Below are 15945 nucleotides of genomic sequence, written 5' to 3'. Positions count from 1 at the left end.
GTCGACGAGGGAGAAAGTATTTATACATAAATCAGCAGAATCCAGTGTAAAATAATTGGTTACGCTTGGCGCTTCATCTTTTGTACAGGTATAGTTGCCCATTTCGGTGTATTATGCCTGATCTTTGCCACCATGACGGTCATATCATCGTCAATTATTTCCGATTTGGAGCGAATCACATCTTCTAGGATTAAATCAGCTACCTCTTGCGGGTCATCTGTTTCCAATTCGAGAATTTTCCGTTTCATCCATAAATCATAATTTTCTACATGTTTCGGTCCCTCAAAAACACCGTCGCTCATCATAATTAACAAGTCCCCTGCCTTTAACTGTTCATCCACTACATCCACCTCGAAATCCTGAAGAATTCCCATCGGCAGGTTGCTTGCTTGTATCTTAATGACTTTTTTCCCCCTTTTAATAAAGCTCGGCGTAGATCCTATTTTAAGAAATTTGGCAGATGCGTTTTTTAAATCAATCATCGCCAAGTCCAGTGTGGAAAATATTTCATCTGTTGTCCGCAGTGAGAGGATGGAATTAACCGATTTGATGGCGATTTTTTCCTCAATGCCCGATTGGAGAATTTTTTGCAACAGCTTTAGAGTCTCATCGCTCTCATAATGAGCCCGTTCGCCATTTCCCATTCCATCACTGATGGCGAGTGCCATTTTTCCAAGTCCCAGTTCAATCGTGGAATGGCTGTCACCGGACACTAAACCGCCATCCTTGGCAGCATGGGCTACTCCCGTGTCGACTGTATAGGCCTTTGAAGATCTAAAAACAACATGGCAGAAGCCATTTGGATAGGTTGCACATTCCTCCAATCTAACCACAATCGTTTCCCCAAGAATATCAGACAGCATTGGGGCAATTAATTTTTCACATTCCCCGTGGCCATTGCAAAATGGAACAGACATTTCAATATCAACATTTCCCGGCTCCAGACTGTAAATTTCCACCTGTTCAATATGGATGCCAAATCCTTGCATGGCCTCCATGATTTGCTCCTCCTGTTTGTAGTAGTTTTCCCGTTCCCGCTGGATTTCCTTGGCGAAATTATTCATAACCTCTGATACACCTAACAATTGGTCTGCAACCAGCTTGCGGCTCTCGTGTACCTTTTTCTTCAATTTAATATTGGCCTGGTAAAAGGTTAGTTCCTGGGCGATTGTCTCATACACTTTTTTCGGCCGTGAACAAAGCTTATCCCATTCTCTTGACAGCCTTAGAGAAATATTACCGTCGTTTTGATCCATTTCATGAATAATTTCCTCCATGTGTGCATAGGTTGTATTAAAATTCTTTGCCCAGCACTGCTCTTTTTTAAAGCAGGTTTGGCATGTCTTTTCGGTTACATGACTCATGAAGTAATCCATTTCTCGTTCATCTTCATTTTCGACGGGAAATGCATCAGTTTGTGAAAAGCTTTTCGAGAGGGCATGAAAGACATTTGAAAATTGCGAAACCCTTTGGGCCGTTACATCACGCATCTTTCTCATATATTTTTGCTGCTCAGCCATATGCTCGGGTGTTCCGGGGATATACTTTGCCAATCTTGAGGTAAAACTTTGGGGCGTTAGCAGGAATAAAAAAATAGCTGCCGCTGTTTCATAGATTGTTAAGAGCAGTGAGCCGCCCCCCTCACCGTACATGCCTATCAGCAGGGTGGCGATAAACAAGCCAACGGATACACCAATCTTTTTCCCTTCCTTGAGCAGCCCCCCTAAAACCCCTGAGAAGGCTAATAGACTCATATGATAGAAACTCGATACACTTGCCAGGCTGAATATTAGACCAGTGACAACTCCAACCGTTGAACCGACAGTTGCTCCTGCTATAAAGGAAAAGACGAGAACCAAATAGCGAGACAAGACATGTTCAAGCGATAAGTCATAGACCTTCCAGCCAATCGTTCCCGTCATAATCGATGCAAGCATGATGATCAAGCAGACGATTTCCTCTGTTTTTAACAGCTGCCTGCGTTTATTAGCTGTTAGCAGTGGAATGCTTTGCAGGAAAATCATCGTCAAAATAAAAGCAAGGCTGGCCTGGACCCCAACCATCATGGCATCATAAAGGGTTATGGTCTGGGAAAGAATAAAGGCCTCAGCCAATTTCGAAAGCCCTAAGATAATCCCCACAAAAAAAGGAAGCGCCCTCATTTCATTGTTCAGCCATTTTTTACTAATACGATAAATGAATAAGAACAGAAAAGTGACAATAAAGGTAAAGGCTGCATTTCCTAATGACAGGGTAGCGGCCCCTGTAACCAGTCCAATCAGGGCAAGCGGTGCCCGATCCTTTTTAATGAAATAAACAGCGGCGAAAAAGGGCAGACTAAACGGAGTCAGCTTTGCCAATATCAGGGCTCGTCCAAGTAAAAATCCCACGATTAATAATAGAAATCCCTTTTTAATAAAAAAGGACTCTAGCATGAATTGAAGCCTTTTTAACCCATAGTTCAAATTCCATTTTGGCGTGTGAAGATTGACTTCCCCGATCGGTTCTATTAAACTCGCATTTGGCTTTTCCATATATCCACACTCCCGATTCGTTATTGTTAGAATCTATTATAAGTTTGCTAGATTTAGAAGTTTGTCAAAATAGTGAACGAGTTCAAAGAATCGTTCGACGGTTTTCACTATTTTCATTCAAATAATATTATCTATTTTGATTTGTTGTCATTATTTCATAGTTTTTAATACATATTGATACAAAAAAAAGACAGGCCATTATGACCTGTCTTTTTGAAAAACCTGCTCTATTTGTTTAAAAGTCTGCAGCAAGTTAACCCCGTCTAGCTCCTCTTCCGCCGCGCTTGGACTCGGTGTGCCGCTTTAGGGAAGATAAACGATCTTCACTGTCTTTTAAGAATCTTGCCATTTTTTGCTCGAAGGATTCCGGTCTATTGTTATTACGATCGTTTGCCCTTCCTTGACGAGGACGTTGCGAATGGGAGTGTGAATGTTTTTTCTCTGGTTCCGGTCTATCTTTTGCTTTTTTGATGGAGAGTCCGATCTTTCCATCTTTCTCAACATTAAGGACCTTCACTTCAACCTGATCGCCAACCTTAAGATGATCATTAATATCTTTTACATAGTTGTCTGCGACCTCACTGATGTGAACGAGTCCTGTTGAACCATCCGGCAGCTCCACAAACGCTCCGAAATTTGTAATGCCTGTCACCTTTCCCTGTAACTTGCTGCCTACTTCGATTGACATAAAAAAAATGTTCCTCCTTAAAAATTTAAAAATCAACTTACTATATATTATACAGAAAGGGAAAATTGAGTGTCAATAACACTACGTATTGGTTCATTTTTCCTTCTTTTCTTCCGGAATATTAAAGATTATTTCGTTCTTGTCCGAGAAAAAATACTCTTTGCGTGCAAGCTTCGCAATGTAATCATCATCATTCAATTTGACGATGTTTTCTTTTAATATCTTCTCTTGCTTTTTTAAGTCTGCCAGCTGATGATTAAGCTTCCGCTTCTCCGCCACTTTCGCCTCCAAGATTCTTGTTTGGGAAAGATAACTCGATATCATTAAATAGGAAAGCAAACAGGCAAACACAAAAAACAGCGACAGCCGTCTGAGAAGCAGCTTTTTCCTGCGGGCTGATGCAATTTCAGCATATTCCTGCTGTTGGACATAAGCTGTTTGGATTTTTGATACTGCTTTTTGTCGTTCTGCTCCCATTTATATCCTTCCTTACTCTTTTCTTTTTTTCAACTTGTCCATCCACTTACTAATATAATTCACGATTTCCTTGGATTTTCCTGCCGTTCTATTATATAACTTCTCGACGGATTTTTTAATACCTTTCGGCAAAAGTTTCCAAAAAACAAACAATATTTTCTTCACAATGACAAATAGCAAGTTCAGGATATAAAGAAGGACCTTCCAAATAAATTTGACAAGGGATAATAACCCCCTGCCAAATGTTAATATGATGGCGATGACAAGCTGGATTAGACCAACAATTGGTTTATAAATTAAGAGGAGGAAGGTCCTTTTTATAAATTGGGAGAAGGCGATGACAGTCTCAATCAACAGCTCTAAGAGCCTCATGTATATCGATTTTAATAAGCTTTGGTAGGCGGCGAATCCACATAGGAGAGCAATAAAAATATAAAACCGCAATTCCCCGTTATTTGCTAAAAATAACGCGTAAAATATTAGTAAAGCTTGAATCATCCAAAATAACAAATCATTTAAAAATACAATCCAGCCTTTTCGATGGGGCCTCTTTAAAAACCGATGGTACGTGTCAAGCATGGCGCCAAATAATGACCCCATGCCAATCATGGAAAGCATCGTCAGAAATTGCGTAGAAAGGGTCATCGGAATAACTTGCTAAAGAATCCTTTAGCCTTCTCCCCGTGGTGTTCATCAAGATAGACCAAATCAAATATTTTCCCTTTAATCGAAACGATCCCTTTTTCGACATCCAAGTTCTTCATTTGCAGGTTCTGTCCCTTGATCGCTAAAAAGCCCATTGAAGTTTCTAATAAAAACTCCTCATTATCAAAGCTTTCCACTTGCTTTACACCGGTAATATCAAGAAGCTTTCTCCCTCTCATAATCACATCATGGTCAGGAATACTGCTTTTAGCAGGAGTATTATCATAATATTGGCTCATCCTTCATCCCTCACAATCATTTGTCCAGCTTCAGCGCTAAAGACGCTTCCGCCTTCTATTTGTACAACCTTTTTGTACATTTTTATGTGTGGGATGGGAGAATTAGAACATCTTTACTCGCTTTGCTCCTCGGAATAGCCGACCCGTTCTTCTTTCAGAATCGTATACATTTCCGCTGCTTCTTCCTTGCGGGTAGTTTCCTGAATTCGTTCAATTCGGACGGTAATTCTCCTGGGACCAAGGCGGAGTGTTAATTCATCTCCGACCTTTACTGTTGAACTTGCCTTTGCTTCCTTACCGTTGATTTCAATTCTTCCTTGGTCTGACACTTCTTTTGCCAGTGTTCTTCTTTTAATTAACCTTGATACCTTTAAAAATTTATCTAAGCGCATGTTAACTCTATCCTTTCTAAAGCCTTTTAATTTGGGTTAATACCAGTATTGATGGATGAGAACAGCCCCCATGCATCATAGCCCTTTTAATTTTGCCTTATCCCAGTATTGATCCAATTCCTCGAGGGAATGAGCTTCGATGGCTTTTCCGCTCATTTTTACCTTCTCTTCAATGTACTGAAAACGCCGAATAAATTTTTCATTTGTTGCAAACAAAGCTTCTTCCGGATTAATTTTTAAAAACCGGGCGACATTGACAAACGCAAACAATAAATCGCCGAATTCTTTATTTGCACGGACATTGCCTTCTTCCGTTCCATCAAGTTCAGCAATAAATTCCTCCAGCTCCTCTTTAACCTTCTCCAAGGCAGGGCCGATTTCCTTCCAATCAAAGCCCACCTTTGCCGCTTTCTTTTGGAGCTCATAGGCACGCAACAGATTAGGCAAGGCCAGCGAAACTCCTGCAAGCAATGAGACATCGGCTTGCTCCTCGCCCTTTTCCTGCTTCTTAATCTCCTGCCAATTCTTCACAACCTCATCGGCATTTGCCGCCACAGCATTTCCAAAAACATGAGGATGGCGGCGGACCATCTTCGCGGACAAGCCTTCAATCACATCCTCGATGGAGAAATACCCATCATCCTCGCCTATTTGTGCGTGCAGCATAACCTGCAGCAGGACATCTCCCAATTCTTCAATGAGATGGTCAATATCCTCGGTATTAATTGCTTCAATCACTTCAAACGTTTCTTCAATCAAATACTTCTTTAATGACTCATGGGATTGTTCTTTATCCCATGGGCAGCCATTTGGCCCCCTCAAATCGGCAATTATCTTGCGCAGCTTAGGGAAGGTTTTCCATAAGATTTCTTCCTCCTGTACAGGAGGGACATAGATGGACCTTAAATTATCAATAGATAAGTTCCGATCTAATTCATATAAAGGTACTTTCATAATCGCCTCTTCTTGACTGCCTGCTGCCGACACAATGTATACCTCATAATCGTCCGGAAGCTGTTCCATTAAGGTTAATTTCACATTCGAAGCAACAAAGGCATCATAAACCTGGCTGATGATCATATGCTGGTCTATTTGGAGCTGGCCAGCTTGAAGAGCGGTGCCGTCTAACAACTGAAACCCATCAATAGGGTCGATTTTTAAAGAAGTGAATAGTGCATCGATAAAACTTTGACCGCCGCCAATGATAATTTCAACCCCGGTCTTTGCGCCATTTTCCAAAAGAATTTGGACCGTCCGTTCTGCCACAAGGGGATGCCCTGGGACAGCATAAGTTACCGGTTCCGATTGTGCTTTTTCCAGCAAAGTTTCGGCAATTTCCTGATAGACATCTTCAAACTGCTCATGCTTTTCATAAACAGAGTCAAAGGAGGTGTAAATCAGTCCTTCCTTCACTAACTCTTCGACTACGGGATGCTCCTTTGTCCGCAAAAAAATCTGCTGTCCCTTAATAAGTTTTCGATAAACGCCGACCTGCAGTTGATCTAGATCGCCGGCACCTAAGCCGACAATTTCAATTTTTTTCACCATATTACTTTCGATCCTTTCGAGACATAAAATGAATGAGTTTGCTGCCAAACGGGAAAAGGGCAAGCTCTTCTTCAAGAAAAGTGCGTCCTCTAATAATAATCAAAACAAATAGAATCCCACCGAAAAATACTGCACTTAAGGACTGGATGGCTGCACCAAAGCGGCTTAATCCAAGTGGATCTAGCAGATGACCCGCCAAAAACAGCCAGCCTTTCAAAAAAAGAACCATAGCCAGTGCCGCCGATAAAACCGTCCTCATAAAGCGAAGATGAAAAAGCGGGATGGCCGCTACTTTTTTAATATGAATAAATAATAAAATAATGATAATACCGAGTGATAACAAAGTAGAAATTGCTGCCCCCATTGTTCCTAGCGTTGGTACGAATATCATGTTTAGTACATACTTAATGGGAAATATCGCTGCTACCGCTAAGGCTGGTAGGGCAAAACTGCCTAATCCCTGTAAAATGGCGACAATCGTTGCAATTAATGAAGTAAACAAAATAACAAAACTAAGCATCCCTAATACATCTGAACCATAATCGTTCTCAAACAGCATCGTGTTGGCCGGCCGAATAATCGCCCATAATCCAGCAGAAGCACCCACACCAATAACGATACTTACCTTTAGTGCTAATTGTATTTTGTGATATAAAAATTCTGGTTTGGAAGCAAGCCTCTCACGGCTAATCAACGGCACCAATGTTAATGACATTGAGGAAGCCGCAATTGTTCCCAGCTGGATGAACGGCTGGCCGCGGTCAAAAATTCCTTTTAAACTTTTCGCTATATCCCCGGGGGTTCCATTCGAAATAAGCAGAGAATAGAGGTTTAAAGAGTCAGCCATTTGAATAAAAATCATCAGCATGCCGCTGACACAAATGGTAAGTCCTTGAAACGTGAGCGCTATAAAGATCTGCTTTACCTGAAGGGCACTCGTCTTTAAACAACCTTTACTTGGTGCCATTAGTTTCCATTCTTTACGAATCCACATAAACATAAACAAAATAAGGCCAGAAACCAAGCTGCCCGTAATTGACCCAAACATCGCGCCTCCGCCGACAAGATAGAGGGAAACCCCTTTTTCCATTAACAGCCATGATAGAAAAAGAATCGTGACTACACGGATTGTTTGTTCTGCCACTTGAGATAAAGCTGTCGGTACCATTTCGCCTTTTCCCTGATAATAGCCCCGCAAAACAGAGACAAATGGAAAGATTAAAAAAACTACCGAAACCACCCGGATAATGACAGCCAAATGAGGATCCTTCATCCAAAGAGACAGCTGGCCGGCCCCAAAATAAAGAGCAACAAACCAAAGAAGGCCGAATATCTGCAAATAGATAAACGATAAAAAAAGAAGAAGGCGTGACTTTTCCTGGTCGCCTTTTTCCTGCAGCTCAGCATACAGTTTTGATATGACAACCGGAAATCCGGTAGTAGAAAGAACAACAGCCACCCCGTAAAAAGGATAAACCTGCTGATATATGTAAAACCCGACATCCCCGACGATGTTTTGAAAGGGAATCCGGTAAAAAGCACTTAATATTTTGGTGACCAGTGCCGCTAAAGCTAAAATTAAAGCCCCTTTAAACACAGCCTTTGAAGGATTGACATTATTCACAGTTTCACCTGCCTAATAATAAGAGCGCAATCATTATAACATTAAAAAAGGCAGCGCTGGCTGCCTTTTTTTAGATTTTTGTCTAGCTGCAGCGCCTAGGGGCTCACAGGTCTACAGCCAATCCGTCAAAAAGGCTGTCTTATGCCTGTCGCCCTGGGCAAGGCGCTTTCGCTTTTTGATTTTATTGCTCCATCTGCCTAGCGAGGAAACCTGCGGCCGTTTCAACAGCTTTTTGTTCAACCTCGCCAAGGGAGCCTTCCTTTGAAAAAATGATGACTGCTCCAATCGGGTCGCCATTTGCAATTATTGGCCCGATTGTATATGATGTTACTGGTTCCTCGTTACTCTCAACCAAGGCAACATCGCCCTGCTGGGTGCTGAGCATGGAGTTGCGATCCTCCATTGTTTTTTCGACTAAATCACTAATATTTTTATTTAAATAATCCTTTTTAGAACCGCCTGCTACTGCTATGTAGGCATCTCTATCACAAATTAAAACAGGGTTACCGAGGCTGTCAAATAGGGCTTCCGCATATTCTTTGGCAAAATCGCTTAATTCGCTGATTGGTGAATACTTCTTTAAAATGACTTCTCCATCCCGGTCCACAAAGATCTCTAACGGATCCCCTTCGCGGATACGCAGTGTTCTGCGTATTTCCTTCGGAATAACAACACGACCCAAATCATCGATTCGACGAACTATTCCAGTTGCTTTCATCCAATGTTGCCTCACTTTCATCTGATGATTTTTCAACTTGGTGAGTGACTTAATTTCCTTTAATTGAAATCATCACCAACTTTGAACTTAGTATCTTTCAACTGGAAAGTTCTATTCACATAGGACATATTTTTTTCACATATTCAGGAAAGATTCCCAGCAACACATAAAAGGGCCTGACCCCCGCTTTATAATGCGTTAATTAGGGGTCAGGCCTTTGTTTAATTCACAGGATTTCCCTGCTCTTTTTTCGCCAAGGAAATTCCCTTGATCATTTCAAACACAATATTAAGCCATTGTGCAGTCTCAAGGTCCTTTGTTTTAATCATGATTTTCAGCTTACGTCCTTCCATACCCGGGGTAACGGCTCTTCCGAAGCGGTTGCCAATATGGAAAAGCTTGCTGCCTTCAATCGTGTTTGTCATTTCTTCCGTTAATAAAATCGTGACATCCTGTTTGATCTGCTTAATCAGCTCTACTCCATTTTGGATGGCGTATACTTTCATCTCTGCAATTTGGAATAGGTAGCCGACCTCGTCAGGATATTCGCCAAAGCGGTCGAGCATCTCTGACTGCAGTTCGTCTATATCTTCAAGTGCGGAAGCTCCTCTGAAGCGTTTATACATTTCGATTTTTTGATGGCCGTCCCGGATATAGGAATCTGGAATATAAGCATCAATTTCAAGGTCAATTTCCACTGAAGGTTTTGCCTCAGCCTTAAGGTCACCCTTCCGTTCCTCAATCGCCTCTTTAAGCATTTGCGAATAAAGGTCAAACCCTACCGAATCAATAAATCCATGCTGCTGGGCGCCGAGTAAATTTCCCGCACCGCGGATGGACAGGTCCCGCATCGCAATTTTAAAACCGGAGCCTAACTCGGTAAATTCTTTTATTGCCTCGAGACGTTTTTCAGCTACCTCTGTCAAAACCTTATCCTTTCGATATGTGAAATAAGCGTAGGCCACCCTGTTAGATCTTCCGACCCGGCCGCGGAGCTGATAAAGCTGGGAGAGACCCATGCGGTCGGCATCATGGACAATCAAAGTATTAACATTCGGTATATCGACACCAGTTTCAATGATGGTAGTACTGACAAGGACATCGAAATCACCCGCCAAGAACCCCAGCATCACCGATTCAAGCTCGTTTTCCGACATCTGGCCATGGGCAGAGGCGACCTTTGCGTCCGGCACCAGCATGGAAATTTCCTCTGCCTTCCGGTCGATATCCTCTACCCGGTTATATAAAAAGTATACTTGTCCGTCGCGGGCAAGCTCACGCTCAATGGCTTCCCTGACTAAAGAACCGTTGTATTCCATCACATATGTTTGCACGGGGAAACGGTTTTCCGGCGGCGTTTCAATGACCGATAAGTCCCTGACGCCAAGCATCGACATATGCAGCGTTCTCGGGATTGGTGTGGCCGTTAAGGTTAACACATCAATATTTGTTTTCAGTTTTTTGATTTTCTCTTTATGTGTAACACCAAATCTTTGTTCCTCATCAATAATTAATAATCCCAAATCATGATAAACGATATCCTTAGAAAGCAGGCGATGCGTCCCCACCACAATATCCACTGTTCCCGCTTTCAGCCCTTTAATCGTTTCTGTCTGCTGCTTCTTTGTTCGGAACCTGCTTAATAATCCTATATTAATCGGAAAATCTTGAAATCTCTCCCTTAGGGTTTCGTGATGCTGCTGGGCCAAGATCGTCGTTGGAACAAGGAAAGCAACCTGCTTTCCGTCAGCAATCGCTTTAAAGGCAGCACGTATGGCGACCTCCGTTTTCCCATAACCTACATCACCGCATAATAACCGGTCCATTGGACGCGGACGTTCCATATCCTTTTTGATTTCGTGAATTGACCTTAGCTGATCATCCGTTTCACGATAAGCAAACGATGTCTCGAATTCCCGCTGCATATCCCCGTCCGGAGAAAAGGCATAACCAACAGCCGCTTCCCGCTCAGCATATAACTTGATTAAATCGTCGGCAATATCCTCTACCGATGATTGAACCTTTTTCTTTACCTTCTTCCAATCTGTACCGCCGAGTTTATAGACTTTCGGCTCTTTTCCTTCTGAACCGACATACTTCTGGACAAGGTCTATTTGTTCTACTGGTACATAAAGTTTATCTGTCCCTTGATATCGGATATGTAGATAATCCTTATGAATCCCGTTTATCACAAGAGTTTCAATGCCTAAATACTTTCCTATTCCATGATTCACATGAACAACATAATCGCCAATCTTCAATTCCGAGTAGCTTTTAATCCGCTCGGCATTGGATAGCTTTTGACGGCTGGAGGACGACCGTTTTATCCGTTTATTAAAAAGCTCTTCTTCTGTAATAACAGCAATTTTCTGAATAGAAAGTTCAAACCCTGTCTGCAGATTTCCTCTTATAATCTGAATTTTTCCAGGTAAAAGCTGCTGGTTCTCGGAAGTAACAGCTGCGTCAATCTCATAGTCTTCGAGCACCCGTTCTAGTTTGGCAACTCTCTCTTCGGAAGCCCCTAAAAATAAAATAGTATAATTCCCTTTTTTCCATCTTTCTATTTCTGATTTCAACAAATGCATCTGCCCGTGAAAATTCTGCATCGACCGGCAGGAAATATTAATAATATTTTGCGGACTGGTATTGGCCACATGCCGTAAAAATAACGACATATAAAGAATTGGAAATTGTTTTCTCTGCAAAAACGCCTGCAAATCGTGAGATATTTGGACATCATGGATAATTTGCCCTTCTGCAAGCAAAGCTGTATACCACTCTGCCTCCTCTTTCACAAGGGACTCATTCATCTCCTGAATCCTGCTGATTTCATCGATTATAACCAGCCCGTTCTTAGGCAGATAATCTAGTAAACTACTAGGGGTTTCATAAGCCAGTGACAAGTATTTAAAAACCTGATCAGGCTTTTGGCCATTTTTCAACTGCTCGAGCTCGAAGCCGATATTTTGGCTAAGCTCGATTTTTGCTTTATCATTTTTTAATTTTCTTAGACTGACCCCTAAACCATCTTCTATTTTTCCAACCATACGGCTATAGTGTTCTGCCTCTAATAATACCTCTGTTGCTGGTCCGATAAAGACCTCTGGCACCTTTTCCTTGGATCTTTGGTCCTCTAAAGAAAAATAACGAATCGAATCGATTTCTGTATCAAACAGTTCAATCCGCAGCGGGTTTTCCTCTGTTAATGGATAAATATCAATGATGCCGCCTCTTACACTAAATTCACCTGGTGTGGATACCATTTCTCCCCGTACATACCCCATTTGTACGAGAATGTTTAACAAGGAATCAAGATTGATATCCTCTCCTACTTTTAAGGAAAGTTGGTATTTTTCCCACAGTGATTTTGGAGGAAGAATTTTCTTTAATCCTGCAATTGGGACAATCATAATTCCCCTGGTCTGTTTGCTCCAATAATTTAAAGCTTCTATCCGCTGCGCCTTGAGCTCTGGACTGGCAACGCTCATCTCAGCAGCAATTAATTCATTTGCAGGAAAAAGGAAAACTTCCTTTTCATTCACTAAATTTGCAATGTCATCATAAAGTTTTTGTGCCTGCAGCAGATTATGAGTGACAACCATTATTGGTCTTTTCATTTTTTCGTAGATTGCAGCTGTCAGCAAAGTTCTTGATGAGCCGGATAGGCCCGCAATAAGCTGTTCCCTTAAGCCCTCTTCCACTCCGGAAATAACCGAGTAAATATCTTCCTGCTGAAGGAATAGTGATTTTAACCCCTCCAAAGTTTCTCCTCCTCCCGTATAGTTTGCTTCTATTAGGTTCATTTCTTAAATAGAAAAACGCTTTGGATTTCCCCTCCAAAGCTGGTTAATGAATAAGATAATCATATTGGTGAAAATCTGGATTCTTCTCTAATGCTTCCTGACAGTCCTCGCAAATTGCCTTTATATGAATATCACCCGAATTATCATAAGTAACCATATCCTGTCTCTCTTGGTCCGTTAGTCTATGAAGCCCAAGTGCTTCTGAATGGATCGATGTTTGCTGGATTGAACCAAGGTTTGAGCCACAATGGCGGCAATGGTAATGGATGGCCATACAATCCCTCCTGATCTCAAGATTCCCTGCTAATAGTATGAACCTTGCAGGAGGAACTTATTCATTCTCAAGTTAAATGGAAACTCTGCCGTTTCATGTCTTTATTGTATGAACGATACTTCTTTATCATGAACAATTCACTGATTATAATCGTTCATAACCTGCAAAAATGGCCTTTCCAGCCATGCTTCACAGGCATCGGCACTTTTTTCCACTGCTTCTTTGATTAGCAGCTGCTCTTCCGGACGAAACCTTCCTAGCACATAGTCAGGAACGCTGATTCCCGGAGGATGCGGCCTGTCAATTCCAATCCGGATACGGTTAAAGGCTTGAGTGCCAAGATGAGCCACTGTTGATTTTATTCCATTATGACCGCCTGGGCTTCCCTTTTGGCGCAGACGGATTTTTCCAACCGGCAAATCAAGGTCATCATAGATAACAACTAGGTCTTCCTGCTCTATTTTATAATAATCCATCACCGCAATGATAGATTCACCAGATAAATTCATATAGGTCAGCGGCTTTAGCAGCAATACCTTTTCCCCTTTGTGATTGCCCATGCCGTACAAACCTTTAAATTTTGACTGATTAAGGGGGATTTGCAGCCGATTTGCCAATTCATCTATGACTTCAAAGCCGACATTGTGCCGGGTTTGATCGTACTGTTTCCCGGGGTTACCTAAGCCAACAATTAATTTCATAGGGACTCCCGCCTCCTCTTCCTGTTTCGCCCGCCTGTTAAACAGTTTTCGAAACATAATGTTCTCCTCTTTTTTCAAAGTTGGGCTAAGTTCGGGCGCCAATAGCCCTTGTTGGTTACCTTTTCTCCGCTTTCGAGACCAGTTTGGGCTCCAATAGCCCTTATTGGTTTCCTTTTCTCTGATTTCGGGACCAGTATGGGATCTAATAACCTCTATGGGTTATCTCTTCTGTTGTTTTAGAACCAGTTCGGGCTTCAATAGCCATTATTGGTGCCACATTATGGATGGGCCATCCGCTTTAATAGTTATGTAACAAAAGACGTAACCTAAAGCTAGGTTACGTCTATTTCTATTCTTTCCCTTCAGGCTCTGTTTCCCTGCCTTCTTCATTGTCAGGGTGGCCGCCTTCCTGCTGCTCGCCAGCATTAATTTCCTCTTCTACTTTCGGAGGCAGAATAGAGGCGATTACTTCACTATCGTCATGATTAATCATAAAATCAAAGGCAGGAATGTCCCCCGCCATAATCGTTTCGCCTACCTGCAAATGAGAAACATCTACTTCAATTTGCGGCGGAATATTGTCTGGTGTAGTCGTAATGGAGAGCTCATGCAGTGGTTGCTGCAGAACGCCGCCGTCCTTCACGCCCGCTGCTTCTCCAGCCAAAACTAGTCTAACATCAACAGTTACTTTTGATGACTTATCAACGGCTAGAAAATCAACATGAATAACTTCTTTTTTAATGGCATCCTCTTGGAAAGCCGTTAATATAACATCCTGTTTGCTTCCATCAACATCAAGAGAAATGATTCCGTTTCTGCCTACAGCGCGAATGGTCTTTGTAAAATCAGCCCCACTCACAAACACCGGCTTGCTCTCAACCTTTGCTCCATATACAACAGCAGGAATATTGCCGTTATCGCGGATTTTCTTCAATTCCGATCGGTGCAGTTCCTTCCGCTCCTTCGCTTGTAAAACAGTACTCATGTATAGTCCACCTTCCTATTTCATTTATCTATATAAAATTTCCCCAAAAAAGGAAGGTCTAAACATATTTGTGCTGTTTCTTTTAAGAAAAGCAGAAGGCGCCCACTTAATAGCGACAAGCACAAGACGAGCCGGCCGAAAGGTTGCTTTTTAACCTTTTGGCCGGATTGGCATGTGACCTCGAGCCGATGGCGCCTCCTCCCAAAAGCTTTCGCTTTTGGTCGTGCGATGCTTACGCTGCCGAAGCTTTCCTTGTGGAGCTAGACAATAGAAAAGCGGGGACTCTTCACCTTAGATTAATCAAACAATGTGCTGACTGATTGCTCTTCGTGAATGCGAATAATTGCTTCGCCGATTAATGGTGCAACAGACAAGCTTTGGATTTTTTCAATTTTCTTTTCTTCCGGAAGATCTATCGAATTAGTTACAACCAATTCTTTAATTTTGGAATTCTGAATTCTTTCAATGGCAGGGCCAGATAAAACTGGATGTGTACAGCAAGCATAAACTTCTTTTGCCCCGTTTTCTACTAACGCATTAGCAGCCAGTGTAATGGTTCCTGCTGTATCAATAATATCGTCAATCAATATAGCAACCTTACCATCGATATTACCAACGATATTCATAACTTCAGCCACATTTGGTCTTGGACGGCGTTTGTCGATAATGGCGATTGGCGCCTTAAGCCTTTCAGCCATTTTTCTGGCTCTAGTCACCCCGCCATGGTCTGGAGAAACAACCACAAGATCACCACTTAATTCCTTATCTTTAAAGTAATCAGAAAGGATCGGCACACCCATTAGATGGTCAATCGGAATATCAAAGAATCCTTGAATCTGCGGTGCATGCAAATCCAGAGTCAGCACGCGGGTCGCACCGGCAGTCTCAAGCAGATTGGCCACTAATTTAGATGTGATTGGTTCACGGGCACGCGCTTTCCGGTCCTGACGAGCATAACCATAGTAAGGCATGACAATATTAATAGTTTTGGCTGAAGCCCTTTTTAATGCATCGATCATGATTAATAGTTCCATGATATTTTCATTTACTGGTGAGCTTGTCGATTGAATGACATAGACATCACAGCCGCGGATACTCTCTTCAATATTAATTTGAATTTCACCGTCACTGAATCTTGTAACCGAGCTCTTTCCAAGCTCTACCCCTATAACCTTGGCAATTTCTCTAGCTAGTGCAACATTGGAGTTTAAACTAAATACCTTTAAGTTTGGATCTAAATATTGGTTCGACATGAGG

Annotated in this window: 14 protein-coding genes; all 14 read right to left on the bottom strand. The window is 42.1% G+C overall.

Annotation, left to right across the window (positions count from 1 at the left end):
* Nucleotides 1–59: 59 nt before the first annotated feature.
* Nucleotides 60–2534, bottom strand: a complete 2475-nt coding sequence (gene spoIIE / locus ACZ5AE_RS00360) for a stage II sporulation protein E (protein WP_464568481.1) — start codon at nt 2532–2534, stop codon at nt 60–62.
* A 253-nt stretch (nt 2535–2787) separates the two neighbouring features.
* A complete protein-coding gene (locus tag ACZ5AE_RS00355) occupies nt 2788–3222 on the bottom strand; it encodes a S1 domain-containing RNA-binding protein (RefSeq protein WP_213121132.1) in 435 nt (144 codons plus the stop codon).
* Between the two features lie 93 nt (nt 3223–3315).
* Nucleotides 3316–3699: an FtsB family cell division protein gene (locus ACZ5AE_RS00350; protein ID WP_464568478.1), complete on the bottom strand. Its 384-nt coding sequence runs from the start codon at nt 3697–3699 to the stop codon at nt 3316–3318.
* 12 nt (nt 3700–3711) lie between these two features.
* Entirely contained in the window at nt 3712–4344 is a 633-nt protein-coding gene (gene yabQ, locus ACZ5AE_RS00345) for a spore cortex biosynthesis protein YabQ (RefSeq protein ID WP_464568476.1), read from the bottom strand.
* On the bottom strand, nt 4341–4643 hold the full coding sequence (gene yabP / locus ACZ5AE_RS00340; protein ID WP_213121135.1) for a sporulation protein YabP: 303 nt from the start codon (nt 4641–4643) through the stop codon (nt 4341–4343). The genes yabQ and yabP overlap by 4 nt, the downstream gene beginning before the upstream one ends.
* Before the next feature lie 113 nt (nt 4644–4756).
* Complete coding sequence (locus ACZ5AE_RS00335; protein WP_464568473.1) at nt 4757–5035, bottom strand: RNA-binding S4 domain-containing protein; 279 nt, start codon at nt 5033–5035, stop codon at nt 4757–4759.
* A gap of 75 nt (nt 5036–5110) precedes the next feature.
* The gene (yabN, locus tag ACZ5AE_RS00330; RefSeq protein WP_464568471.1) at nt 5111–6583 is read right to left on the bottom strand and encodes a bifunctional methyltransferase/pyrophosphohydrolase YabN; all 1473 of its coding nucleotides are present in this window, start codon (nt 6581–6583) and stop codon (nt 5111–5113) included.
* Nucleotide 6584: 1 nt separating this feature from the next.
* Nucleotides 6585–8207 carry a putative polysaccharide biosynthesis protein gene (locus ACZ5AE_RS00325; protein WP_464568469.1) on the bottom strand — a complete coding sequence of 541 codons (1623 nt, stop codon included), beginning with the start codon at nt 8205–8207 and terminating at the stop codon, nt 6585–6587.
* A gap of 181 nt (nt 8208–8388) precedes the next feature.
* Nucleotides 8389–8925, bottom strand: coding sequence for a stage V sporulation protein T (gene spoVT / locus ACZ5AE_RS00320; protein ID WP_464573496.1), 537 nt, complete (start codon nt 8923–8925; stop codon nt 8389–8391).
* A 221-nt stretch (nt 8926–9146) separates the two neighbouring features.
* Entirely contained in the window at nt 9147–12686 is a 3540-nt protein-coding gene (gene mfd, locus ACZ5AE_RS00315; protein ID WP_464573495.1) for a transcription-repair coupling factor, read from the bottom strand.
* Between the two features lie 85 nt (nt 12687–12771).
* A complete protein-coding gene (locus ACZ5AE_RS00310; protein WP_464568467.1) occupies nt 12772–13002 on the bottom strand; it encodes an anti-sigma-F factor Fin family protein in 231 nt (76 codons plus the stop codon).
* 137 nt (nt 13003–13139) lie between these two features.
* On the bottom strand, nt 13140–13703 hold the full coding sequence (pth, locus tag ACZ5AE_RS00305; RefSeq protein WP_464568465.1) for an aminoacyl-tRNA hydrolase: 564 nt from the start codon (nt 13701–13703) through the stop codon (nt 13140–13142).
* A 349-nt stretch (nt 13704–14052) separates the two neighbouring features.
* Nucleotides 14053–14688, bottom strand: a complete 636-nt coding sequence (locus ACZ5AE_RS00300) for a 50S ribosomal protein L25/general stress protein Ctc (RefSeq protein ID WP_464568463.1) — start codon at nt 14686–14688, stop codon at nt 14053–14055.
* Nucleotides 14689–14984: 296 nt separating this feature from the next.
* On the bottom strand, nt 14985–15941 hold the full coding sequence (locus ACZ5AE_RS00295) for a ribose-phosphate diphosphokinase (protein ID WP_464568461.1): 957 nt from the start codon (nt 15939–15941) through the stop codon (nt 14985–14987).
* Nucleotides 15942–15945 lie beyond the last annotated feature (4 nt).

The organism is Neobacillus sp. S1227 (assembly GCF_055385255.1).
The sequence above is the reverse complement of the archived record's forward strand: the minus strand, read 5'-3'. Positions and strand labels throughout refer to the sequence as shown.